The sequence below is a fragment of the Taibaiella helva genome, assembly GCF_003545695.1.
Taxonomy (GTDB): domain Bacteria; phylum Bacteroidota; class Bacteroidia; order Chitinophagales; family Chitinophagaceae; genus Taibaiella; species Taibaiella helva.
The window spans coordinates 161,711-183,770 of the sequence record NZ_QUZZ01000006.1 but is presented as its reverse complement, the minus strand read 5'-3'; the positions used below and the strand labels follow the sequence as shown (position 1 = coordinate 183,770).

Sequence of the window (22,060 nt, the reverse complement as noted above, 5' to 3'; positions counted from 1 at the left end):
AATGACATTTCTATGACAAACGAGCTTGCCAACCATTGACCTTCTGTGGTACTTTTGCAATGGAAAAAAACGACAAAAGGGACTTTACTTGGAAGGCTTAACATCAGCGGCGGACTTTTGGGTGATCGGCATCAACTATCGTAAAGCAGACACTGCGCTGCGCGGGAGCTACGCCATTAACGAGCGCCGCTACGAAGCAATTTTAACGGACGCGGAACACTTCGGTGTTTCCGCTCTTTTTGTTTTATCTACCTGTAACCGTACAGAAGTCTATGGCTTTGCAGCGCAGCCGGGTCAATTGATCGATCTGCTTTGCCGCCATACCGAAGGCGGGGCAGACACCTTTAAAGAGCAGGCTTATATCCGCAACGGGAACGAAGCCCTCAATCATATCTTCAATGTGGCGGCAGGTCTGGATTCGCAGATACTGGGCGATTACGAGATCGTGGGCCAGATGAAGCAGGCTTATGCTTTTGCCAGGGACCGCGGCTGTACCAACAGCTTTCTTGACCGCTTGTTTAACACGGTATTGCAATCCAGCCGCTCGATCCGGAGCGGTACCCAGCTGAGCGGTGGTACCGTATCTGTGGCTTTCGCTGCGGTGCAGTTTATCCGCAACCATATCAAAAGCTTCGATCATAAGCAGATCCTTATTTTGGGTTCGGGAGAGATAGGGCAGACCGCTTGCCGCAACCTGGCAGCACTGGCCGGCAAAGACCAGATCACGCTGATTAACCGGACGGAAGAAAAAGCAAGGCTGCTGGCGGAAGAGCTGGGCCTGCGTGCCGCACCTCTTGAAGCCTTGTCCGGGTATATCCGCAAGAGCGATATCATTATTGTGGCTACAGCAGCAGCTACGCCATTGATCACTGTCGCCGACCTGCAGGAAGGCGATGAGAAGATATTGATCGATCTGTCCATTCCCAATAATATCAACGCTGATGTGCAGCAGTATAAGGGCATTGTGCTGGCCAATGTGGACGACCTTTCCCGCATCAGCGACGAGACCCTGCGTAAGCGCCAGGCAGAAGTGCCGAAGGCCAAAGAGCTGATTACCTGCCATATTCATGAATTTGCCGAGTGGTACCTGATGCAGCAGCATGTGCCGGTGCTGAAGGCCGTGAAGGAAAAGCTGCATGCATTGAATACACAGCTCGCAGATGCCCGCCTGCAGGATGATGACAAGCAGGCCGTGCAGAAAGCGCTGAACACGATGGCCAAAAAAATGCGCACGGAAGAGCAACGCCCGGGCTGCAATTATATCGAAACCATTCACCACTACCTGAAGCAAACGGTGGCTTAGCCAAAGCTTAGCCATCCGGCCTCTGAACAATATGAATTCTTCCTCTTCGATCCGTATCGGGACCCGCGACAGCAAGCTCGCCCTGTGGCAGGCGGCGCAGGTAAAAACGCAGCTGGAGCAGCAGGGCATAGCCTGTATCCTCGTTCCCGTAAAGAGCGAAGGCGACCTTGACCTGGTCACACCGCTTTATGCCATGGGCGTCGAAGGGGTATTTACCAAAACCCTGGATGCTTACCTGCTGAGCGATCGTATCGATATTGCGGTGCATTCGATGAAGGATGTACCCACGCAGCTGGCTGCCGGTATCGTGCAGGCTGCGGTGCTGCAAAGGGGCAGCTATAAAGATATCCTGGTCGCAAAAGACGAGCAGGCGAAGCTGCAGCTGATGAGCGGTGTCTCTTTTCCCGCGGTGATCGCAACAGGATCCATACGCCGCAAAGCCCAATGGCTGCATCGCTATCCCGGGCACCGTATAGAAAGCCTGAGAGGCAATGTGCAGACCCGCATGCAGAAGCTGCAGGATAATCCCTGGGACGGCGCGATCTTCGCGGCGGCCGGCCTGGAGCGCATGAAGATGGTGCTCCCGAACAGGATAGACCTGGACTGGATGCTGCCTGCACCGGCACAAGGAGCGATCATGGTGGTTTGCAGGGAAAAAGATGAAATGATCAACGCGCAATGCGCGGTGCTGAATGATGAAGCGACAGCAAGCTGTGTCAGGGCGGAGCGGGACTTCCTGGCGGCGCTGATGGGTGGCTGCTCTACGCCGATAAGCGCCCTGGCGCAGTGGCAGGGCAACCAGCTTCAGTTTAAAGGAAACATACTCTCGCCCGACGGCAAAGATTGCCTGGAATATAGTGCCGGCTATACCGGGGAAAGCGCGGCGGAAGCAGGTCTGTTCGCTGCGGAAGCCATAAAGGCGCTAGGCGCTTCGCGGATCGTAGAAGCGATCAGAGCAGATAAATCATAAACAAGCAAAGCCATTCCTGCAGCGATCTCCATATTGAGCACAAGGGCCCTCCCGGCCAGTCTGACAGACAAAGTACGGCAGCTGGGATGGACGATCGATGAGCTCCCTTTTATTGCAGTCCGCCTATGTGAAAGCCCGGGCCTGGAGCAGCAGATCAGAGATAGGGCGGCACAGCCTTTGCTTGCTGTATTTACCAGCCGTTATGCCGTGGAAGCGGTGAGTCGCTGGTGCCCGGAGCTGCCGTCCTGGCGGATAGCCTGTCTTAACGGCGCTACACAGGAAGCGGTGCTGAAGCATTGGCCCGGTGCTTCACTTGCAGCTGTTGCCGGCGATGCTCATACCCTTGCGGAAGCGATCGCCGCGACAGGAGAAGACAGAACACTCGTTTTCTTTTGTGGCAACCAACGCCTGGAGCATCTGCCGCATGCGCTACGGGAGGCTGGCTACACTTTAGAGGAGCTGGTCGTATATGAGACCAGCGAAACGGCACATAAGGTATCCAAGCCTTATGATGCGATCCTGTTTTTCAGTCCCAGCGCAGTGCGGAGCTACTTTTCGCTGAACATGCCGCCGGAACGGGCGGTGCTGTTCGCTATCGGGAAAACGACTGCTGCAAGTATCAGAAACGAAACAAAAAATAAGGTCATACCGGTATTGCAACCCACCGCAGAAGCGATGATCGATGCCGTGACCGACTACTGGAAATATGAAGAACGACCTCCTGCTGAAAGCGCTTAAAGGAGAACCTGTTGACCGGGTTCCGGTCTGGATGATGCGCCAGGCGGGCCGCTACCTGCCCGAATATATTGCGCTCCGCAATCGTTATGGTTTTTTTGAACGGTGCCAGACGCCCGAGCTGGCCTGCGCCATTACTTTGCAGCCCGTGGATATTATCGGTGTAGATGCAGCGATCCTGTTTTCCGATATCCTGGTAGTGCCCCAGGCCATGGGCCTGGAAGTGCAGCTGATCGAAAACAAAGGACCGGTATTGCCCGATCCCATCCGGAACGAAGGCGACCTGCAGCGGATAACCGTTCCCGACGTGCAGGACCGTCTGCATTATGTATTCGATGCGATAAGCCTCATCAAGCAGGAGCTGAACGACAGGGTGCCGTTGATCGGCTTTGCCGGTGCACCCTGGACCCTGCTCTGCTACATGGTACAGGGCAAAGGCAGCAAAACTTTCGACGAAGCGAAAGCCTTCTGCTATACACAGCCTGAGCTGGCGCATCGCTTGCTGCAGATGATCACGGACACAACGATTGCATACCTGAAAGCACAGATCCGGGCTGGCGCCGATGCCGTGCAGCTGTTCGACAGCTGGGGCGGTCTGCTGGGCCCTGCCGATTTTGAACATTTATCTTTGCAATACATGCGGCAGATTGTTGCTGCGGTGAAAGACGAAGCGCCTGTGGTTGTCTTTGCCAAAGGCGCCTGGCATGCGCTGGGTGCTATGGCCGCTACCGGGGCGCAGGGCCTGGGCCTCGACTGGTGCGTGCCTGCAGCTACAGCGCGGCAGCTGGCTGGTCCTGCTGTTACGCTGCAAGGCAATTTTGACCCCGCCAAATTATTGTCGCCGGTCCCGGTAATAGAGAAAGAGGTGCGACAGATGCTGCGCGATTTTGGACCGCAACGGTACATCGCCAACCTGGGACACGGCATTCTGCCCAATGTGCCGGTGGATCATGCCCGTGCCTTTGTCGATACGGTAAAGAATTTTGACTTTAAAGCACATGGATAATCCTGTAATGTTTCCCGACAGCAGCCGGCGCGACCGCTGGGTGGCTTATATCCACGATTTGCAGGATGAGATCTGCGCAGCGGTAGAAGAAACCGATGGCCTTGCCCGTTTCCGGGAAGACCGCTGGCAACGTGCCGAAGGAACCGGCGGCGGCGGGAAGACCCGCGTCATCGCCGGGGGGAAGGTGTTTGAAAAAGGCGGTGTCAACACATCTGTTGTGTTCGGCGCTGTTACCGATACCATGCGCAAAGCCCTGCATATGGAAGGGCATACCTGGTTTGCCTGCGGGCTTAGCCTGGTGCTGCATCCGCTCAACCCTTTTGTACCCACGGTGCATGCCAACTGGCGTTATTTCGAGATTTATACGGAAGACGGTCAGCTGTCCGACAGCTGGTTTGGCGGGGGCTGCGATCTTACGCCCTATTATTTGTTTGAAGAAGATGCCCGTCACTTCCACCGCATGCTTAAAGCGGCGATGGATTCCTTCGGCGCCGGGTTGTATGCTCAATATAAAAAAGAATGTGACCGTTATTTTGTGAACAAGCATCGCGGCGATGAATGCCGGGGCATCGGCGGTGTTTTTTATGAGCACCTGCGGCCTGCTGACGATGCGGATTGGGAACGCTTGTTTGCCTTTCAGCAGGCCAACGGCAACCAGTTTATCCCGGCTTATATCCCTATAGCGGCAAAAAGAAAAGACACTGCCTGGTTGCCGGAACATAAGTACTGGCAGGAGATCCGTCGGGGGCGCTATGTGGAATTTAACCTGGTTCACGACCGGGGCACGCTGTTCGGATTGAAGACGGATGGTCGCACAGAAAGTATACTGATGAGCCTGCCGCCTACGGTCCGTTTTGAATACGATCACCGGCCGGCGCCGGGCAGCCCTGAAGAACAATTGTTGACTGTGTGCCGCCACCCGGTGGATTGGGTGTAGCACGAAAAAAATAAAGCATGTACCTGCAAAGAAGAAACCGCATATTGCGCAGCCATGCTGCACTACGCAGCATCGTCGCTGAAACCGTATTGACGCCAGCCGACTTTATCGCGCCTTTGTTTATAGACGAAGGCAGCGGCTACAGCCAAGAGATACCCTCCATGCAGGGCTATTATCGTCGCTCCATAGATCTTACGATCGAAGAAGCGAAAGTGCTCTGGAGCCTGGGCGTTAAATGCGTGCTGCTGTTCATCAAGTGCGAAGACGAACTGAAGGATAACACGGGTAAAGAAGCCTGGAATAAGGACGGGCTGATGCAGCGCGCCGTTAAAGCCCTGAAGGACGCGCTTCCGGAAATGATCGTGATGACCGATGTTGCCCTGGATCCCTATTCGGAATACGGGCATGACGGTATTGTGCAGGACGGGCAGATCGTGAATGATGAAACGGTCGAAGCGTTGGTGAAGATGAGCCTGAGCCATGCAGAGGCCGGCGCCGACTTTGTAGCGCCCAGCGATATGATGGATGGCCGCATCGGTGCAATACGGCAAGGCCTGGAGCAGCATACTTATACCCGTACCGGTATTATGAGCTATAGCGCCAAGTATGCTTCCTGCTTTTACGGACCCTTCCGCGATGCGCTGGACAGCGCGCCCGGCTTCGGCGATAAGAAGACTTACCAGATGGATTATGCCAACCGCAGAGAGGCTGTTAAGGAAACCCTGATGGATATCGAGGAAGGCGCAGATATTGTGATGATTAAGCCTGCAATGGCTTACCTGGATATCATCAGGGAAGTACGCGATGCCGTTACGGTGCCGGTAAGCGCCTATCATGTGAGCGGTGAATATGCCATGATCAAGGCTGCGGCGCAAATGGGTTGGCTGCAGGAAGATAAAGCCATACTGGAAAGTCTCACCTCGATTAAACGGGCGGGAGCCGACCTCATCGCCACTTATTTTGCCAAAGATGCAGCCATGCTGCTCAATGCCTGACCTATGTTTATTGTAGACCTGCATTATACGGCGCCGCTGGATGCCATAGATGCCGTCATGGAGGAGCATGCTGCTTTTCTTGACGAAGGCTATGCGCTCGGCTACTTTATCGCATCGGGAAGAAAGGTGCCGCGTACCGGCGGTATTATCCTGGCGCAGACGGCGGATAAGGCAGGCCTGGAGATTTTTCTGCAGAGAGATCCCTTTCAGCAGGCCGGTCTGGCACAATACACCATTACAGAATTTACAGCAAGCAGGAAAGCCGCTGATGCCGGCGATCGTCTTGCTTAAATGAATAACCACTAAAACGGGGGCTTGCAACAGCACCTTCGCAACAACTATGTACGAATCCAGCAGAGCGCTTTTCGAACGGGCGCAGCAAAGCATACCGGGAGGCGTAAACTCGCCGGTGAGGGCTTTTAAAAGTGTAGGCGGCGATCCTGTCTTCATCCGCGGCGCCAAAGGCGCATGGCTGTACGATGTCGATGGGAATCAGTATATCGACTATATCAACTCCTGGGGCCCCATGATCCTGGGGCATGCCTGGGAACCCGTAGTAAAAGCCATACAGGAAAAGGTAAAAGACTCCACTTCGTTCGGCGCACCCACGGCACTGGAGATCGATATGGCCGAACTGATCAAAAGCATGGCCCCCAATATAGACCTGGTGCGGATGGTGAACAGCGGTACCGAGGCTTGTATGAGCGCTTTGCGCCTGGCACGTGGCTATACTGGTCGCAACAAGTTCATCAAGTTTGAAGGCTGCTATCACGGCCATGCCGACAGCTTCCTGGTCAAGGCCGGCAGCGGGCTGGCCACGTTCAACATACAGAAGGTACCTGGTGTTACCGCCGGTGTGGCCAACGATACCCTGACCTGCGCCTATAACGACCTCGGCGCAGTACAGGAGCTGGTAACCCATCATAAAGACCAGGTCGCAGCGATCATTATCGAGCCTGTGGCCGGCAATATGGGTTGTATACCGCCAGCAGAAGGCTTCCTGGAAGGTTTGCGCCGCATCTGTACCGAAGAAGGTATCGTATTGATCTTTGATGAGGTAATGACGGGCTTTCGCCTGGCGCCTGGAGGTGCGCAGGAGCGCCTGTCTGTTGATGCCGACCTCGTAACCTATGGGAAAGTGATCGGAGCGGGTATGCCGGTAGGCGCATTCGGCGGAAAAAAAGAGATCATGCAGCATATCGCACCGCTGGGAAAGGTGTACCAAGCCGGTACCCTGAGCGGCAATCCCATTGCGATGATCGCAGGATACACTTTATTGAAAGCGCTGCAGGAGCGGAACGAGATCTACAGCGAGCTTGAGGAGAAGACGCTTTACCTGAAGCAAGGATTGGACGAAGCCTTAAGCTTGTCGGGCAAGCCCTACCGGATCAACCAGTTGGGCAGTATGATCAGCATTCACTTCAGCGACCAGCCGGTAACTGATTTTGCATCGGCGGCAGCATCAGATAATGCTTTCTTCAACCGCTTGTTCCATGCTATGTTGCGCCGCGGCATCTACCTGCCGCCATCTGCTTTCGAAACCTGGTTTATCAGCAATGCGCTGGAAAAAGCCGAGCTGGACCAGACGATTGCCGCGCTGAAAGAAGCCATGGCTGAGCTGTTAAGCGCTTAATCTTTTTTGTATAGGTGTTTTATTCTGCGCCTTCGTTATATTGGGAAAAGATCTGCATCAGGTCGACCAACTGGGTCACTTTGAGCTTGTCGTAGAGCCTCGACTTATAAGTGCTTACCGTAGAAAGCTGGATGTGCAGCATGGCGGCGATCTCGCTCAGGCTCATACCCTGCAGCAAGAGGTTGGCGATCTCCAGTTCCCGATGGGACAGCTGGTTCAGGGGATTGACCACATTGGTCTTCCGCTGCGAAAGCACATCGTCGACAAGCAGATCCGAAAGCGCTCTGCTCAGGTATCTTCCTTTTTGCATCACCTCATGGATCGCAGTGAGCAGTTCCTGCTCATTGCGGTCTTTTTGTATATAGCCATTGGCGCCAACGGAAAGGTAGCGCAGGGCGTAGTTCTCCTCTTTCAATGCGGAGAAAATAAGAATCCGGATATCGGGATTGTAGAAGCGGATCACTTCGATAATCTTAAAATTATTGCCTCCGGGCATTTTTACATCGCAAAGCAGCAGGTCCGCTTTTTCCTTTTTCAGCAGGGCGATCAGGCTATCAAAATCCGCGCATTCGCTGATCACAGCTTCGGGTATGGCTTCCTGGATGAGCATCCTCGTGCCGTACCGGATGATGTTATGATCATCGGCGATGACAATTTTCATCGTATCTATTGGTTTTATCGGTTATGCTTTAAATGGCAAAATTTGTGCCACAATATACATTGTAGCCGTTTTACTACAGCGGAGTTCGGGAAATGTTCTAAAATTTGTGAAAGATGCCCGCCCTTAACAAGGGGCGTCCGATCTTTAATATGACCTCAATCTTTCCCGGAGCTGCTTCCGATACTGCTTACGAGCCGCTAAGGCGACTGCTGGCCACTTATGAGAGCCGTACGGAAATGGTTGTCAATACCTGTGATTGCTGCTACCTGGAATTCCGGTTTGCCAACCAGTCCTGTTTCTTTGCCGCGGTGGAACGACGGAAAGAGGGCGCTGTGCTGCGGGTGCAGGGCCTGCTGAAAAACCCCGGTATCGTTCATATTCTTTCTCCTGTATTACGGCAATGCTGGGACGGCCGTTTCTCTTTTGTAGTTCCGGAGGTGACGCCAGATGTATTGCGGGAGCTGGATAAGCTGCTGGAACTATCTTTGGAACAGGGTTACAATTATATCAGGAATGCAGAAGCTTAGCTGCGCCTGTCTACAAGGTGATAGGTAGCAGGATATCGATCCGCGTTCCTTTGCCTTCATTGCTGCTCACGCTGATACGTCCTTTCAGCAATGCCATGGTATCGGCTATGGTGAAATAGCCCAGGCCTATTGCGGCGCCCCCGGGACCTGCCTCCTTTTCATTCAGAAAGCGGTTCAGCAGGCTTACCTGCCCGGCAGACATACCCTTGCCTGTATCTTCCACCGACAAAGCAATGTGATCGGGCTGCTGCTGCGCCGATAGCGTAACGGTACCGGAATAGCTATGCTTGATCGCATTGTCGATAAGGTTGTGCAGGATAAGATCGATCAGCGCGGCATGGGTGACCAGCTGCAGCGTTTCGGGGATATGATTGTTCAATGTAATATGCGCTTTCGCTGCGGCGTCAGAGAACATAACGATCTTTTGTGCGGCAATATCGTGCAGCACGGCCTTGTCCGGCTCGCCGATCCCCAACCTTACTTTAATGTAGCCGGTAAGCGAATGGGTGAAATGGGAGATATGGGCTGAGGCCTCGTAGATGTCCCGGATATCCGGTGCATCGGGATCTTCCTGGCGCATTTTTTTCTGTGCGAGGTATTTGAGCGAAAGCGTGAGGTATTGTATCGGGGTTTTGATGTCGTGTGTGATGCTGGCATTCAGCCTTTGCTGGAACTTTACTTCCTTGCTGAGGTCTTCCTGTGTAGTTTGCAGCAGGCCTATAGCATCGCGCAGCTCTTTTGTTCTTAAGGAGATCGTATGTTCCAGTTCCTTGTTCTGTTTTTCGAGCCAGGATACCCTCGCTTTGATGAGGGCCAGTATCGCTGCGACCGTACCCAGGATCAGCAGCAGAATAAACCACCATGTTTCCCAGAATGCCTTAGGCACTACGATCAGCACCTGCTTATAAGTATAATTATCCTTACCGAAGCCGCTTTGCTTGCGTATCGTGATCAGGAACAAGCCCGAACGGGGACTGTTGAAGGAGATGAAATCATTGATCAGGGGATTCCATATCTTCTGCTTTGTATCCGGCCCTTCGATCAGGTATTCCATGCTGAGGTTATCGGCATTCCCTTCGAATGCTGTCGCGAGCCAAAGATTGATACGGCTGGACGTATTGCCGGGGTACAGGGTATCTGCAATGGGCTGGTCTGTGCCATCGATCTGCACCCCGTCAACAATAATCGGGTTCGAGGGCAACACCGGCTTTACCTTTTCGGGGCGGAACCATACCAGGCCGTTCAGCGAGGGGAAAGAGAAGCTGCCGCCTCCCTCGAAGCGCAGGGCGCAGGGAATACATCCACCGCCGTTAAACTCATTCGTATTAAAGCCCTGCTCTTTGGTATAATGATGGTAATAGACCGTTGCCTGCTGGTTGTCCGCATAGCGGAGCAGGTCTGCCTTGGCTACCTGGAAAAGCCCGTTATTGGTAGAGATCCAGAAAAAATGTTTCGGGTCTTCCATAATGCAATGAGCGTTCTTCAGATAGTTGTTACGGTCCATAGGCATATGCAGCACTTTCCCTTTCCGCCAGAGGAAAAGCCCATCTTCGTAGGTGGTGATCCAAAGCGTCGCCGGGTCTGAAAAGTAAAGGCTTCGGATCGATTTATACCTGAGAGGCATTACCGTATCCCAGGCTTTCGTTTTCAGGTTGAGCTGGTAGAGGTTGAACGTGGTGCCCACCCATAACGTGTCCTCATTGGTTTGCTGGATACAGGTGATAAATTCGTTGAGCGGCGCTACCTGCCGGGGTGCGGCGTTGCTGCTGTCGGGGTAGAGGCTGTAGATACCGCCCCCCGCGGTGCCCAGCCAAAGGACACCGCCGAGCCCCTGGTAAATAAGGAAAGGAGAGACCATAGGCCAGCTGGAAAGCAGCTTTTGCCCGTCTGCGCTTAGCCGGAAGAGGTTGCGGATATCGCCGGTGAATATCGTACCGTCGCGGTACCGCTGGATGGCAGAGCCGAACTGATCGGCATGCTGTCCTATGTGCTCGACATATTGCACGGGCTTGTGATGGAAGAAGATATAGCCTTTGCCGGTAACGATGCTGGTGTCGTCCCAGAGCATCTGGCCATAAAAAACGTTTTTCATCTGATTATCGACCGGTGCAACCTTTGCCGTAAACTGCCGGTGCTGGAAGATATACAGGCCCGAGATGGCCGTCCCAATATAAATACGATCTGCTTTTTCGTTATAGTAAAGAGAACGTACGCCGGTTTCCTGCAGCAGCGGTTCCTGTAGCAACAGCCGGAAATGAAGCGCCTTGCCTTGCCCCGGCTCAATGAGATAAAGGCGGCTGCCATTCAGCAGGAAGGCCTGGCGGGTAACATCGTTCAGGTACAGCCTGACCGGCAGGCGATTGTTTATACCGCCGTCGCTGGTCCAGCTGCCCGGGCTTATTCCTTCGGGAGCAAGTACCAGAAGGCCGTTTGCGGAGAGGTCTTTGAGGTAATAGAAGCGGTTGTTGCAGATGAAAAAGCGGGTGGGGACGGCAGCGAATCCGAGCGGGTAGCGCGGCCCGCCGGCCCGGTCCCATTGAAGGCTGTTATCCTGGTACAGCACGGCCTTCTGCCGGTTATTGATAAAGAACTGTATGGAATCGTCGCCGGCCTCGTGTTCCTGGTGATAAAAGGCAAAGTCTTCGACCTTGCCGCGCGTGAATCTGTTCCTGGGCCAGAAGGGCTGTCGTATGGCCGATATGGGAACGGCGCTGGGTCTGACCTGGCTGTTGCGGATCTCTGCTACCTGCCACAGATCGGTTATCGCATACAACAAACCGGGCTGCGCACTCCCCATGATAAACACAAAGCGGCTGGACCAGAGGTTGATGTTGCCTTTATTGTAGACTTTGACCTTACGGCCGTCGTAGCGTACGAGCGCACTTTCCGTAGCCAGCCAGATGAAGCCGTTGGCGTCCGGCGCTATGCTTTTGATGCTGTTCTGAGGTAGCCCGTTGTCGCCGTTAAGGTGGCGGATGATATAATAATCCCGGCCATCTCCTGCAAAGGATAAAGTACAAGCGACCAGCGACCATAAGGGGAGCAGGAAAAGAATAAGGCGACGGTTCATTGGTAATGCAAATATGGTGAAAGAAATCCAATGCGGCAGCAGGAGGCGAAAAAGATATAAAGGGCCTCGGGTATCGTACCTTTATGTCAACATAACTTATATGAAGCAAAGCGCAGGAATATTGCTTTACCGATATGCGCAGGGCCGGCTGCACCTTTTCCTGGTACACCCCGGCGGTCCTTATTTTACGCGTAAGGATGCCGGCTGGTGGACGATACCGAAGGGTGAACCCATGCCCGGAGAAAGTTTGCGGGAAGCAGCATTCCGGGAGTTTGAGGAGGAAACAGGGCACAAGCCGGCAGGCGAAGCGCTTGCGCTGAGCCCGGTAGTGCAGAGGGGTGGGAAGACCGTGCATTGCTGGGCCGTGGAAGGCATGCTCGATCCTGCAACGATCGTGAGCAACCTTTTCGAAATAGAATGGCCTCCCCGTTCGGGTAAGAAGAAAGCCTGGCCCGAGATCGATAAGGCAGGCTGGTTTACGGAAGCGGAGGCCCGTGCCAGGATCAATGAGCGGCAGCAGGCTTTTATTGATGAGCTGATCCTGCTGACCGCCGGGCAAAAAAGGCATAACCGGGACTAAATGCCGACTGCAGGTAAAATGCAGTGCTGCCTGCTACCTTTGGGTAAACCAAAAATCCATTATTTATGAAAAAAGCACATTTGAACTTTAGCCGTAAATTAAAGCTCAATAAAGAGACTATTGCCCTGTTGAGCGCACGGCAAGCGCAGTTCATCGGCGGTGCGCCCATTACGGTCGGTTGTCCTCCCGCTACCGTTAATTGTCCACCGGCTACGCTGAATTGTCCGATATTAACGGACGGTTGTCAAACCATCTCTATCTGCAACGACCAGTGCGCGGTTACCTGGGGATGCCCGCCCGAAACGAGTAATTGTCCTATAAGTGACTCCTGCAATTGTCCAACCGGTTAAATGAACAGCTATGAAAAAGAAAACACTTCACCTGGGGCCTAAGCTCCTGCTGCGCAAGGAGCCAATAGCCGCGCTGGTAAGGCCGCAGCTGGCAGCATTGGCCGGAGGGCAGGCTACCGAAAGCTGCCAATGTCCCACTCCTCCCATAACGATGGCTTACAATTGCCCGGCTTCGCAGCCGGCGGAGAACAGCTGCGTTAACTGTATCCGCACCCTCTTGAATGAGAAAACGGAAAACCTTTGCTACTAACCTGCAGCATACAGACAAGAAGCCGTTCCTGAAGAACGGCTTCTTTATTGCAGGCATCTTTGATCGTTTAAGCAGGTTTTTAAAAAAAACTCAGGGCCGGCGGAGGCTGCGCCATGTTTTGGCGTATCCATGCTTGAATTTTGTGCCTGTTCAAATCAAAAAGGCTATGCAAACAAGATCCGCTTTCCGCGTTTATGGCAATTTTATCCGGAATAAAGGCGTTCCTACTGTCGCCTTACCGGAAACCTGCGTTCAGATGATCGCTTCCTGGGAGCCGCACCAGATCAAGGATACCTTCTATGAGTACACCGCCGACCTGCTGAAAAAACACCTTCAGGGCTGGCAGCAGAGCGGTAAGGTCAACGTCTGCCGCGCGATCTACGAGCTGATCGTGGAAAAGGAAGCCTGAGCCGCCGGGCTTAATGAAAAGTTCATCCGGAATAAGCCGGGTTTCTATAAGGGAAATGTACATTTGAATAGGCAACGCGTAAAGCATTCCCGCATTGCCGCTTTTCCCCGATACGTACTTTACAGATGAATGCTGTATACCTAACTGCCGGTCTCTCCTGGATCCAGGAAACCGGTTCAACCTCCCGGTTATCCGTAACCGGATATATACAAGGAGAGACCCCGTAAGGTCTCTCTTTTTTGGATAAGGGCGTCCCTCTGTAGCTTTAATGTACTGTTGCAGAAAATGAATAGCAGTTGGCGTGGCGCAATGCTGAGCCCGCCTTAGTTACATGCTGGTGTACCCGAGCCGGGAACGCAGCAGACCGGCGCGGATATGGTTCCCTGGCAGTTCGTATTGGCAGGATCGTTGGTGACCGGGCAATTCCTTTCCGTAGGACAGCCGATCGTTTCGATACAATCGCAGGGGGCGCTGTTTACCGGACAGGTCAGTGTGCCGCAGCAAAAAAGGGTAATGGTGGCACCGCCGGCAATAAGTCCTTGCTGCTCCTGGTTCAGGGATGCAATTTTTTCTTTGTGCAGCATTAATTTTCTTTCAAGATTCAGGTGCTTCTTTTTCATAGCTTGTCGCTTGTTTAACGTTGAAAAATGAGAATAACCGGTGCGTAATCATACCGGCTGTTTAACGAAGAAAAAGATTTCAGGGCAGTGCAGAAAGCAGCAATACATAACCCTGCGGCATTGCTTCATGAATGGCGTAATAGCAGCATAACCCTGTTCCGGGTTGCTGGTATTAATGGTTACTAATCCCTTGCAACGTTTGGAAAAAAGAGCCGGATTGGCGTTATGTCTATCAGGACAAATACGTTGATAGGCCCAAATGACTAGTGATGAGCTTGTTATGGATCAAGCGGAAAATCTGGGGATTACAAGAGGTGTACGGGAAGGAGACTATGAGGGCTTCAATCATTACAAAAGGACAAGATAGCGCAGTCCGGCCCATACTGCTTATACTCAAACTTTCCCGGTCCCATAGAATCGGGAAGGTTTACAGGTGATCCTATAGCTATCCGCGATATAGGGCTCCGTAGGAGCCGAACGTTTGTAGCGCCAATAGGAACAAACATAAATTGCTCCGTAGGAGCAAAACCAGGGTTGCTAAGAATATACATCCAGCCGCCGTTCAGGTCGCTACGCGTCCCGACCGGCCTGGCCGTACAGCTGCAGTACAAGCTCACCCATAAGCACTGAAGCGTTCCATCCTCTGGGTTCTGAACTGATGCTCCGGATTTTCATCAGGAACACACCTATATTGTATCCCCCAACTTTCACGCTTGATTCTTTTTCCCAGTCCACCAACTTTTCCGCTTGATCCCTTGTTATCATGTAGCCGTATGGAGCACCGGCTGCCTGAATGGTGACTGAGCGTAAGGTGTTAACTATAAAAGAAAAGGATCGCTCATTGCTGAACAATCCTTTTTGTGTGCGGCAGAGGAGATTCGAACTCCCACGCCCATGACAGGCGCTACCACCTCAAAGTAGTGCGTCTACCAGTTTCGCCACCGCCGCATGAGGGCTGCAAAGGTGCAGCTTTTTTTATCATTTCCCAATTATTTTTCTCTTTTTTTGAAGAAAAATAAAATCGCCTCACCGGGACCTTATCCGCCCCTGCAATATACTATTCGGGGGCCGGCTGCGTTAATACTCCATTGTCTGATTGTCAAAATAAATACGTACTTTTGCGTTTCTTATGCGGAAATTTTCGTTCCTGTTTATTCCATTGATCACGCTTTTGCTGAGTTCTTCCTGCAAAAGCGCCCATGAAAAGCTGCTGTCCAGCAAAGATGTGAATTACAAGCTCACTGTGGCCAACCAGTATTATGATCAAAAGAAATACTTTAAGGCAAACGAGCTTTACGAGTCGCTGATGCCGGCTTTCAGGGGAACCAAGAACTATGAAGAGCTGTACTACCGTTATTGCTATTCGTTCTATTACCAGGAAGATTACCTGAGCGCATCCTACCAGTTCAAGAACTTTGTTGAAGCTTTCCCTAAGAGCACCAGGGCCGATGAGTGCGAGTTTATGTATGCGACCTGCATGTATAAGCTTTCACCCAAATTTTCCCTGGACCAGGGCAGCACTTATAAAGCGATCGATGCGCTGCAAACTTATATCAATACCCATCCCGGCTCCAAAAATCTTACGGAGGCCAACAATTACATCGATATCTGCCGGGCCAAGATCGAGAAAAAGGATGCCAATGCTGCTAAGCTTTATTACAACATTGGCCAGTATAAAGCTGCTTCGGTAGCCTATAAATCGCTGATACAGACCTACCCGGAGTCGAAAGCCCTGGATTTTTACCAGCTGATGGTGATCAAATCGTTTTATGAATACGCGCGTTCCAGCTACAAGGAAAAGCAGGAAGAACGTTTTGCCGAAGCGGTGAACGCTTACAACGAGCTGAAAGAGTACACGCCCAATTCCGGCTACCTCAAGGAAGCGGAAAAATATTATACTTTGTCCCAGAATAATATTAAACAATTACGTAATGAGCACAAATAAAAAACTGGTTTCTTCGCTGAACCCGCTGATTGAAACACGCGATATCGCCGCTATCAAAGCGAAGACCGGTAATATCTATGAGAGCATTGTGGTGGCTTCCAAGCGTGCCAACCAGATCAATATCAACCTGAAGGAAGAGCTGCACCGCAAGCTCGACGATTTTGCCAATCATACCGATACGCTGGAAGAAGTGCACGAGAACAAAGAGCAGATCGAGATCTCCAGGTTCTATGAGCGCATGGCCAATCCTTCCCTGCAGGCGCTGGGCGAATTTATGACCGATAAGATCTACTATCGCAAAAAAGAGGAGGAGGAATAAATAGCTGAAAGCCGGACCCGGGTGGTTTCGTTATTCGCTGATGTATCAATCCTTTTACCGATGTCTTTACAAGGCAAGAAAATCATTTTAGCCATTACAGGTAGCATTGCGGCGTATAAAACGCCGCAATTAGTGCGTTTATTGGTTAAGGCCGGCGCTGAAGTGCAGGTGGTGCTTACCGCTGCAGCCGCCGACTTCGTCAGTCCGCTGGCCCTGGCTACCGTTTCCCGTAAGGAGGTTTTCACCTCGGTGAGCAACGGCGCCCATTGGAATAATCACGTCCATCTGGGGCGCTGGGCCGATGTATTGCTGGTAGCGCCCTGCAGCGCCAATTCTCTGGCCAGGATGGCGCACGGGATCTGCGACAATATGGTTATGGCTGTATACCTGTCCGCGGCCTGTCCTGTACTGCTGGCGCCCGCTATGGATGAGGATATGTGGCTGCATCCCGCAACCAAGGCCAACCTGGTCGCGCTGGAGTCTTATGGCCACCAGATACTCCCGGTAGAACATGGCGAGCTGGCGAGCGGTATTGTAGGCGCCGGGCGTATGGCCGAGCCGGAAGCGATACTGCAATACCTGGAAAATTTCTTTGAAGCGCAGCACGCCGATCCGGCCTATGCCCAGCTGAAAGCGCTGGTCACCGCCGGTCCCACATACGAAGCGCTCGATCCCGTACGTTTTATTGGTAACTTCTCTACCGGCAAAATGGGCATTGCCGTTTCCCGTGCGCTGGCGGCCAAGGGTATTGCCGTCGACCTGGTGCTGGGCCCCAGCTCGGAGCAGGTTTCGCATCCGCTCATTAACGTGCATCGCGTGGTGAGCGCACAGGAAATGTACGACGCCTGCAACGGCATTTTCCCCTCGGTGGATATTGCCGTGCTGTCTGCGGCGGTAGCTGATTTCCGGCCGAAGGAAAAGGCCGGGGAAAAAATAAAGAAAGGGCAGGAGGAGAGCCTGGAGCTTACCCTGGTGAAGAATCCGGATATCCTGGCACACCTGGGCCGGCAGAAAACCAAACGGCAAATTGTGGTAGGCTTTGCGCTGGAAACCCAGAACGAGCTGGAGCATGCCCTGCAGAAGCTGGAACGTAAGAATGTAGATATGATCGTGCTGAATTCCCTAAGGGAAGAGGGTGCGGGTTTCGGGCACGATACGAATAAGGTGCAGATATTGCGGCGCAACGGCGATACGCTGGCCCTTCCCCTGCAGTCCAAAGACGGAATTGCCAAAAGTATTGTAGATTGCATATTGTCTTCTATAAAGAAAAAGGATGCGTAGCTTAATTTGTATTTTTATTTTAATGGTATCGGCCGGCCGCCTGTTTGCGCAGGAGCTGAACTGTAAGCTGGATGTTTCCTTCGAAAGGGTGCAGAACGTCGATCCTAAAGTTTTTCAAACGCTGAAACGCTCGCTGAACGAGTTTATCAACAACCGTAAATGGACGAATGATAATTTCAGGCCCGCAGAAAAGATCGATTGCAGTTTCCTGCTGAACGTTACGGAAAAGGCGCCAGGCGACAATACTTACAAAGCAACCCTCAACATACAATCTTCAAGGCCGGTATTCAACTCGGGATACAATTCACCGCTGGTAAACTATATCGACCGCGACGTTGTGTTCCGTTTCGATGAAAGCCAGAACCTGCAGTTTGATGACAATCGTGTAGCCGGCAACGATGCGCTGGGCTCCAACCTTACCGCGATCTTCGCTTACTATGTTTACCTGATGCTGGGCTTCGATTACGATTCCTTTGCGCCCAGGGGTGGAAGCGATTACTTTAAAAAGGCACAGAACGTAGTGAACAACGCTCCTGAAGATAAGCTGATCAAAGGCTGGAAGGCGGCGGAGAACAACCGCAACCGCTATTGGCTGATTGACCAGATCCTTAATCCCCGCTTCGACGCCTTTCGCCCGCTTTATTATAGCTATCACCGCAAGGGGCTCGACCTGCTGAGCAGCAAGCCGGAGGAAGGCCGCAAAACTATCCTGGAAAGCATTCCCGTGCTGACCAAAATCAACAACGACAATCCCACTTCTGTGCTGATGCAGTTTTTCTTCAACGCCAAATCGAATGAATTTGCCAATACGCTGATGCAGACGCCTGTGGCCGACCGGAAGGATTATATCGACCAGCTGAGCAAGATGGATGTCCCCAATACTGCCCGTTACCGCGGAATAAAATAAGATCCCTTACCCATTTTCTCCCGTTCAAACCTGTTCCTGTTGAATTACCGTAGTGCCTTCTTCTTATTGTGTTTGTTGTTTGCCGCCTTGCTGCCTGCCTGCCGGCAGGGAAAGGAGCGGCCGCCGGTGCCCGAAGATAAGATGAAGCAGGTGCTTGCGGATATACACCTGGCCGAGGCGTACAGCCAGGGACTGGGCGACAGCACCCGCAACAGGTTCGATAAGAACTACGACAGCCTGGCCGGCTTCTACAGCTCCATCCTGAAACATTACGACCTGAGTTTTGAAGACTTCAACGAAGCGATCGCCTGGTACAAGAAAAGACCGGTAATGATGGATTCGCTGTATGCGAAAGTATTGACCCAGCTGATGGAGATCAAGAGCCGCGCGGGGCTGAAGGATATCGAAACGCTGCCCGCGCAGGGACCGCCGCCCTCCGCAGGAGCGGGCGGGCATACAGGCGATACCCTTACCCAGGGCAATAAAAACCAGTTGTTGTCTAAGCTGCCCGATTCATTGTTACAGCTTAAGAACGAAGAGCGGAGAAAGCAGGAAAAGGAAAAAAAGGAACAATCCAAAATCAAGGAAGAACCATGACCAAACTGAAAGCAGGATTAGGTATTGCTATGCTGCTGCTGACTATGTCGGCCTGTAGGCCTTCTGTGCCGGTGCCCAAGCCGAGAGGATATTACCGTATAGAGCTGCCCGAGCACGCGTACCGGACTTTTGACAGCGCCGGTTTCCCTTTCCGGCTGGAATATCCTGTATATGGACATATCGGTCAGGATGCCAATCTCAACAAGGAAGAGCATGCCCCTTACTGGATCAATATTGAATTCCCGGAGATGAATGCGACAATCTATCTGAGCTATAAGCCGGTAACTACAGCGGAGCCGCTGGCCAAACTGGTTGAGGAATCTTATAAGCTGTCGTATGCCCACGATATCCGGGCCGATTATATCAATACCCCACGGTTCAGAACGCGCAACGGCTTGTCGGGTGTCGCGTACAATGTAGGTGGGGATGCCGCTTCGGCCTACCAGTTTTATGTTACCGACGAGCAACGTCATTTTATCAGGGGGGCTTTGTACTTCAATGTGTCCCCCAATGCCGATTCGCTGAAGCCGGCCGCCGATTTTCTGAAAAAAGATATGGATCATTTAATTCAGACCATACAGTTCAAATAATCGGGGAATTGCTTACCTTTGCGCCCTGTCCGTTATGGCCCTGTAGTTCAATGGATAGAATAGAAGTTTCCTAAACTTTAGATACAAGTTCGATTCTTGTCGGGGCTACTCAAAGCACACTATATAGTGTGCTTTTTTTATTGCTTCAGCAAAGGCTGCTATTGATGCAACAAAAGTAGTTATCTGCCCATGGCTACTTTGGGTGAGTATAATTTTTCGGTTTCCACTTTTTCGGTTTTCAATTGTGGTGCGTTACAGGAGTAGCACAGATATATGTACGGGGCTTGGTCACACTCGGTGTATCAGCGACTTCTTCACCAGCTTTAATTTGATTGATATCATTGGCTGATAGAATATGAAGGCTTTCTTTTTTGAGATTCAGTTTTAGAGTTATTCTTCGTTTCATAGATCTATTTTTCGTAAATATAATAAAAAGTATCCCTGAAAACGAACCAACTATTCCTTAGGCTACTCTGAAACAGCGTCTCATACGAGGCGCTGTTTTTATTCCCGGAACGTTCAATACGCTATTTGCGGATCGAATCCCTGACACGATACCTGACTAAGGTGACGCCGGACGGATATTTTTCCATTTCCAGCAGGTCGAGCTTGTGTCGATCCTCAATATTCCGGAACAGCGGTTTGCCTTTTCCCAATATTACCGGATGTACCGCCAGTCTTAATTCATCTATCAGACCCAGATTAAAAAAGGTGGTGGCAATTTTTGCTCCTCCGTAAAGCCAGATATGCTTTCCCGGCTGCTGCTTGATTTTTTGTACCTCCTGCTTTATTCCTGTATTGATAAATATGGCATCAGTACCATCATCGCTTACCGTTTTAGAAAAAACGTATTTGGTTTTGCTATTCATTTGCCGATACGCGTTCTTAAGCTTTTCACTTGCCTCTTTTCCGGGCTGTGTGTTTCCCCACTTTTCATAGGCTACCCGTCCGTAAAAGATAATGTCTTTATCGGCCAGTATATCGGTTAAAATATCACCGAAATCAACGGTGCTGTCTTTTACCAGCCAATCCAATTCTCCGTTAGGCCCCTCGATGAAGCCGTCGAACGTTATAGCGAGATTTAGAATAACCTTTCTCATTTCCGCGCTGCATAGGATTAAGAAATGACAGGCGCCTGAGGCTTATAAGTATTGGGTGGTCTTAGTCCAGGCGGTCCAGGACGATCTTCCCTTTTTCGGTTAAATGAACTTCTCTTTTTTCGCCGGAGACCGTTTTTATGTCTACCGAATAGGTCACTTTCCCTTTCTCGCTCAGCTTCTCAGCTTCTGTTGCCGAGTAATTAGGATATTTTGCATTCAGGCTCCCGGAAATATCAGCGGGGAGATCGGCTGTAGCCATATCTTCTTTATGATAGCGTTCAACGCCGTCTTTATTATACAGGATTTTGTGGTCCTGCGCACCCTCTTTATATTCCACTTCGAAGCTTGCTCCTTTCTTTTCCCAATCCACAGCTGTCGCTTCTTTGTGTTTGGACCGGAAAGCATCCAGCACTTGCTGCGGAATATCTTTGGGCGGCAGGTCCTGTGCAGAGACAAGAGATAAAGTAAGGAAGAATAGCATTGTGGCCAACAGACTTTTCATAGCGTTAAATTTAAAATCAGATAATAACAGGTAAAAGAATTACCAGGGATCGCTTATCCGATTAACAGAATCGGGTAGCTTATAGTTTATTTTTTTTGTAAACGTTCAGCCAATATTTGTTGGCGATCGTGGGCGAAACCTTATCATTGTTGCAGGCAGGAGCGTATGTCCCCCTGTTGAGCAGGCATGACTGTATCTTCCTTTCATAGTTATGCTGCCAAAAGTACCGATCATGAAAGGAAACGACAGGACTGTATATTGTATCTTTTCACTTTCCCGTTAAATTCTTTCCTTCGTTTGCGATCGTATCCTGATATACAATTGCATTTTATTTTTCCATCATCAAACAAGCATCTATGAAAAAGAAAAGATTGAATCTCGAAAGAAAGCTTCAGCTGAGCAAGGATGTTATTTCGGCTTTGGCGACAGGGCAACAAGCGGGGATCGCCGGCGGAGGCGCTACCCAGGGAGATGTGACCTGCGGTCTGACCTGCACCTGTCCCACAGTTGGCGGCAATCCCTGCCCCAATACCATGGCTTGCCCTACTGTGATCGGTTGTCCTTCCGACAGGATCTGCCCCGTAACAGTTGCAGCGACCAATTGCCAGGGAACCTCTGTAAGCGTACCCGAATGTTGTGCAGCCAATACTGTCGCTTGCGGATAGGCCTGTGCGGTTTGAGAGCGTTGCACCTTCCTGTGCGCTTTCGTCTCGAAACATTGCAGCTGAACATAAAAGTAATGCGTGGTTTGTGTTTTCTTATAACGATTAAAC

Annotated in this window: 26 protein-coding genes and 2 tRNA genes; 21 read left to right on the top strand and 7 right to left on the bottom strand. The window is 51.6% G+C overall.

Going from position 1 to position 22,060, the window contains the following annotated elements; translation table 11 throughout:
- Positions 1–88 precede the first annotated feature (88 nt).
- The 8 genes from hemA to hemL are packed head-to-tail and all read left to right on the top strand — an operon-like array spanning position 89 to position 7,579.
- On the top strand, positions 89–1,303 hold the full coding sequence (gene hemA, locus DZC79_RS11170) for a glutamyl-tRNA reductase (protein ID WP_118951668.1): 1,215 nt from the start codon (positions 89–91) through the stop codon (positions 1,301–1,303).
- Between the two features lie 31 nt (positions 1,304–1,334).
- The gene (hemC, locus tag DZC79_RS11165) at positions 1,335–2,273 is read left to right on the top strand and encodes a hydroxymethylbilane synthase (RefSeq protein ID WP_118951667.1); all 939 of its coding nucleotides are present in this window, start codon (positions 1,335–1,337) and stop codon (positions 2,271–2,273) included.
- A 33-nt stretch (positions 2,274–2,306) separates the two neighbouring features.
- A complete protein-coding gene (locus tag DZC79_RS11160; RefSeq protein WP_157977078.1) occupies positions 2,307–3,011 on the top strand; it encodes a uroporphyrinogen-III synthase in 705 nt (234 codons plus the stop codon).
- Positions 2,980–4,014, top strand: a complete 1,035-nt coding sequence (gene hemE / locus DZC79_RS11155) for a uroporphyrinogen decarboxylase (protein WP_118951665.1) — start codon at positions 2,980–2,982, stop codon at positions 4,012–4,014. The genes DZC79_RS11160 and hemE overlap by 32 nt, the downstream gene beginning before the upstream one ends.
- Complete coding sequence (gene hemF, locus DZC79_RS11150; RefSeq protein ID WP_232831814.1) at positions 4,007–4,951, top strand: oxygen-dependent coproporphyrinogen oxidase; 945 nt, start codon at positions 4,007–4,009, stop codon at positions 4,949–4,951. The genes hemE and hemF overlap by 8 nt, the downstream gene beginning before the upstream one ends.
- Positions 4,952–4,968: 17 nt before the next feature.
- On the top strand, positions 4,969–5,946 hold the full coding sequence (gene hemB, locus DZC79_RS11145) for a porphobilinogen synthase (protein ID WP_118951664.1): 978 nt from the start codon (positions 4,969–4,971) through the stop codon (positions 5,944–5,946).
- Between the two features lie 3 nt (positions 5,947–5,949).
- Positions 5,950–6,237 (top strand): YciI family protein, encoded by a 288-nt coding sequence (locus tag DZC79_RS11140; protein ID WP_118951663.1) that lies wholly within the window; start codon positions 5,950–5,952, stop codon positions 6,235–6,237.
- A gap of 49 nt (positions 6,238–6,286) precedes the next feature.
- Entirely contained in the window at positions 6,287–7,579 is a 1,293-nt protein-coding gene (gene hemL / locus DZC79_RS11135) for a glutamate-1-semialdehyde 2,1-aminomutase (protein ID WP_118951662.1), read from the top strand.
- 19 nt (positions 7,580–7,598) lie between these two features.
- Here the strand turns inward: hemL and DZC79_RS11130 are convergent, their stop codons facing one another.
- On the bottom strand, positions 7,599–8,240 hold the full coding sequence (locus tag DZC79_RS11130; RefSeq protein WP_118951661.1) for a response regulator transcription factor: 642 nt from the start codon (positions 8,238–8,240) through the stop codon (positions 7,599–7,601).
- Between the two features lie 149 nt (positions 8,241–8,389).
- Here DZC79_RS11130 and DZC79_RS11125 point away from each other — a divergent pair, with 149 nt between their 5' ends.
- Positions 8,390–8,767, top strand: coding sequence for a hypothetical protein (locus DZC79_RS11125; RefSeq protein ID WP_157977077.1), 378 nt, complete (start codon positions 8,390–8,392; stop codon positions 8,765–8,767).
- Between the two features lie 10 nt (positions 8,768–8,777).
- Here the strand turns inward: DZC79_RS11125 and DZC79_RS11120 are convergent, their stop codons facing one another.
- Positions 8,778–11,837 carry a sensor histidine kinase gene (locus DZC79_RS11120; protein ID WP_118951659.1) on the bottom strand — a complete coding sequence of 1,020 codons (3,060 nt, stop codon included), beginning with the start codon at positions 11,835–11,837 and terminating at the stop codon, positions 8,778–8,780.
- 100 nt (positions 11,838–11,937) lie between these two features.
- Here DZC79_RS11120 and DZC79_RS11115 point away from each other — a divergent pair, with 100 nt between their 5' ends.
- The 4 genes from DZC79_RS11115 to DZC79_RS21205 all read left to right on the top strand — a co-directional run bounded on the left by DZC79_RS11115 (position 11,938) and on the right by DZC79_RS21205 (position 13,426).
- On the top strand, positions 11,938–12,417 hold the full coding sequence (locus DZC79_RS11115; protein WP_118951658.1) for an NUDIX domain-containing protein: 480 nt from the start codon (positions 11,938–11,940) through the stop codon (positions 12,415–12,417).
- A gap of 65 nt (positions 12,418–12,482) precedes the next feature.
- Positions 12,483–12,767, top strand: a complete 285-nt coding sequence (locus tag DZC79_RS21210; protein ID WP_157977076.1) for a class I lanthipeptide — start codon at positions 12,483–12,485, stop codon at positions 12,765–12,767.
- Between the two features lie 10 nt (positions 12,768–12,777).
- Positions 12,778–13,017 carry a class I lanthipeptide gene (locus DZC79_RS11110; RefSeq protein ID WP_118951657.1) on the top strand — a complete coding sequence of 80 codons (240 nt, stop codon included), beginning with the start codon at positions 12,778–12,780 and terminating at the stop codon, positions 13,015–13,017.
- A 166-nt stretch (positions 13,018–13,183) separates the two neighbouring features.
- Complete coding sequence (locus DZC79_RS21205) at positions 13,184–13,426, top strand: hypothetical protein (protein ID WP_157977075.1); 243 nt, start codon at positions 13,184–13,186, stop codon at positions 13,424–13,426.
- A gap of 323 nt (positions 13,427–13,749) precedes the next feature.
- On the opposite strand, the gene DZC79_RS11100 is transcribed toward DZC79_RS21205, so the two are convergent.
- Both DZC79_RS11100 and DZC79_RS11090 read right to left on the bottom strand, forming a co-directional pair.
- The gene (locus DZC79_RS11100) at positions 13,750–14,046 is read right to left on the bottom strand and encodes a class I lanthipeptide (protein WP_118951655.1); all 297 of its coding nucleotides are present in this window, start codon (positions 14,044–14,046) and stop codon (positions 13,750–13,752) included.
- Positions 14,047–14,909: 863 nt separating this feature from the next.
- Positions 14,910–14,994 (bottom strand) — tRNA-Leu (locus tag DZC79_RS11090).
- A gap of 181 nt (positions 14,995–15,175) precedes the next feature.
- On the opposite strand from DZC79_RS11090, the gene DZC79_RS11085 reads away from it, so the two are divergent.
- From DZC79_RS11085 to DZC79_RS11055, 7 genes are all read left to right on the top strand, one after another.
- Complete coding sequence (locus DZC79_RS11085; RefSeq protein ID WP_118951653.1) at positions 15,176–15,991, top strand: outer membrane protein assembly factor BamD; 816 nt, start codon at positions 15,176–15,178, stop codon at positions 15,989–15,991.
- Entirely contained in the window at positions 15,978–16,310 is a 333-nt protein-coding gene (locus DZC79_RS11080) for a DNA-directed RNA polymerase subunit omega (protein WP_118951652.1), read from the top strand. The genes DZC79_RS11085 and DZC79_RS11080 overlap by 14 nt, the downstream gene beginning before the upstream one ends.
- A gap of 60 nt (positions 16,311–16,370) precedes the next feature.
- A complete protein-coding gene (coaBC, locus tag DZC79_RS11075; RefSeq protein WP_118951651.1) occupies positions 16,371–17,591 on the top strand; it encodes a bifunctional phosphopantothenoylcysteine decarboxylase/phosphopantothenate--cysteine ligase CoaBC in 1,221 nt (406 codons plus the stop codon).
- Positions 17,584–18,498 carry a type IX secretion system protein PorD gene (gene porD / locus DZC79_RS11070; RefSeq protein WP_118951650.1) on the top strand — a complete coding sequence of 305 codons (915 nt, stop codon included), beginning with the start codon at positions 17,584–17,586 and terminating at the stop codon, positions 18,496–18,498. The genes coaBC and porD overlap by 8 nt, the downstream gene beginning before the upstream one ends.
- Positions 18,499–18,537: 39 nt before the next feature.
- Entirely contained in the window at positions 18,538–19,095 is a 558-nt protein-coding gene (locus DZC79_RS11065; RefSeq protein ID WP_157977074.1) for a DUF4296 domain-containing protein, read from the top strand.
- The gene (gene gldD / locus DZC79_RS11060) at positions 19,092–19,685 is read left to right on the top strand and encodes a gliding motility lipoprotein GldD (protein WP_157977073.1); all 594 of its coding nucleotides are present in this window, start codon (positions 19,092–19,094) and stop codon (positions 19,683–19,685) included. The genes DZC79_RS11065 and gldD overlap by 4 nt, the downstream gene beginning before the upstream one ends.
- A 36-nt stretch (positions 19,686–19,721) precedes the next feature.
- A tRNA-Arg gene (locus DZC79_RS11055) sits at positions 19,722–19,793 on the top strand.
- Between the two features lie 130 nt (positions 19,794–19,923).
- Here the strand turns inward: DZC79_RS11055 and DZC79_RS21200 are convergent.
- From DZC79_RS21200 to DZC79_RS11045, 3 genes are all read right to left on the bottom strand, one after another.
- Entirely contained in the window at positions 19,924–20,091 is a 168-nt protein-coding gene (locus DZC79_RS21200) for a hypothetical protein (RefSeq protein WP_157977072.1), read from the bottom strand.
- A 121-nt stretch (positions 20,092–20,212) separates the two neighbouring features.
- Positions 20,213–20,785, bottom strand: coding sequence for a dihydrofolate reductase family protein (locus tag DZC79_RS11050; RefSeq protein WP_118951647.1), 573 nt, complete (start codon positions 20,783–20,785; stop codon positions 20,213–20,215).
- 61 nt (positions 20,786–20,846) lie between these two features.
- On the bottom strand, positions 20,847–21,287 hold the full coding sequence (locus tag DZC79_RS11045; RefSeq protein ID WP_118951646.1) for a PepSY-like domain-containing protein: 441 nt from the start codon (positions 21,285–21,287) through the stop codon (positions 20,847–20,849).
- Positions 21,288–21,643: 356 nt separating this feature from the next.
- Here DZC79_RS11045 and DZC79_RS21195 point away from each other — a divergent pair, with 356 nt between their 5' ends.
- Entirely contained in the window at positions 21,644–21,952 is a 309-nt protein-coding gene (locus DZC79_RS21195) for a class I lanthipeptide (protein WP_157977071.1), read from the top strand.
- Positions 21,953–22,060 lie beyond the last annotated feature (108 nt).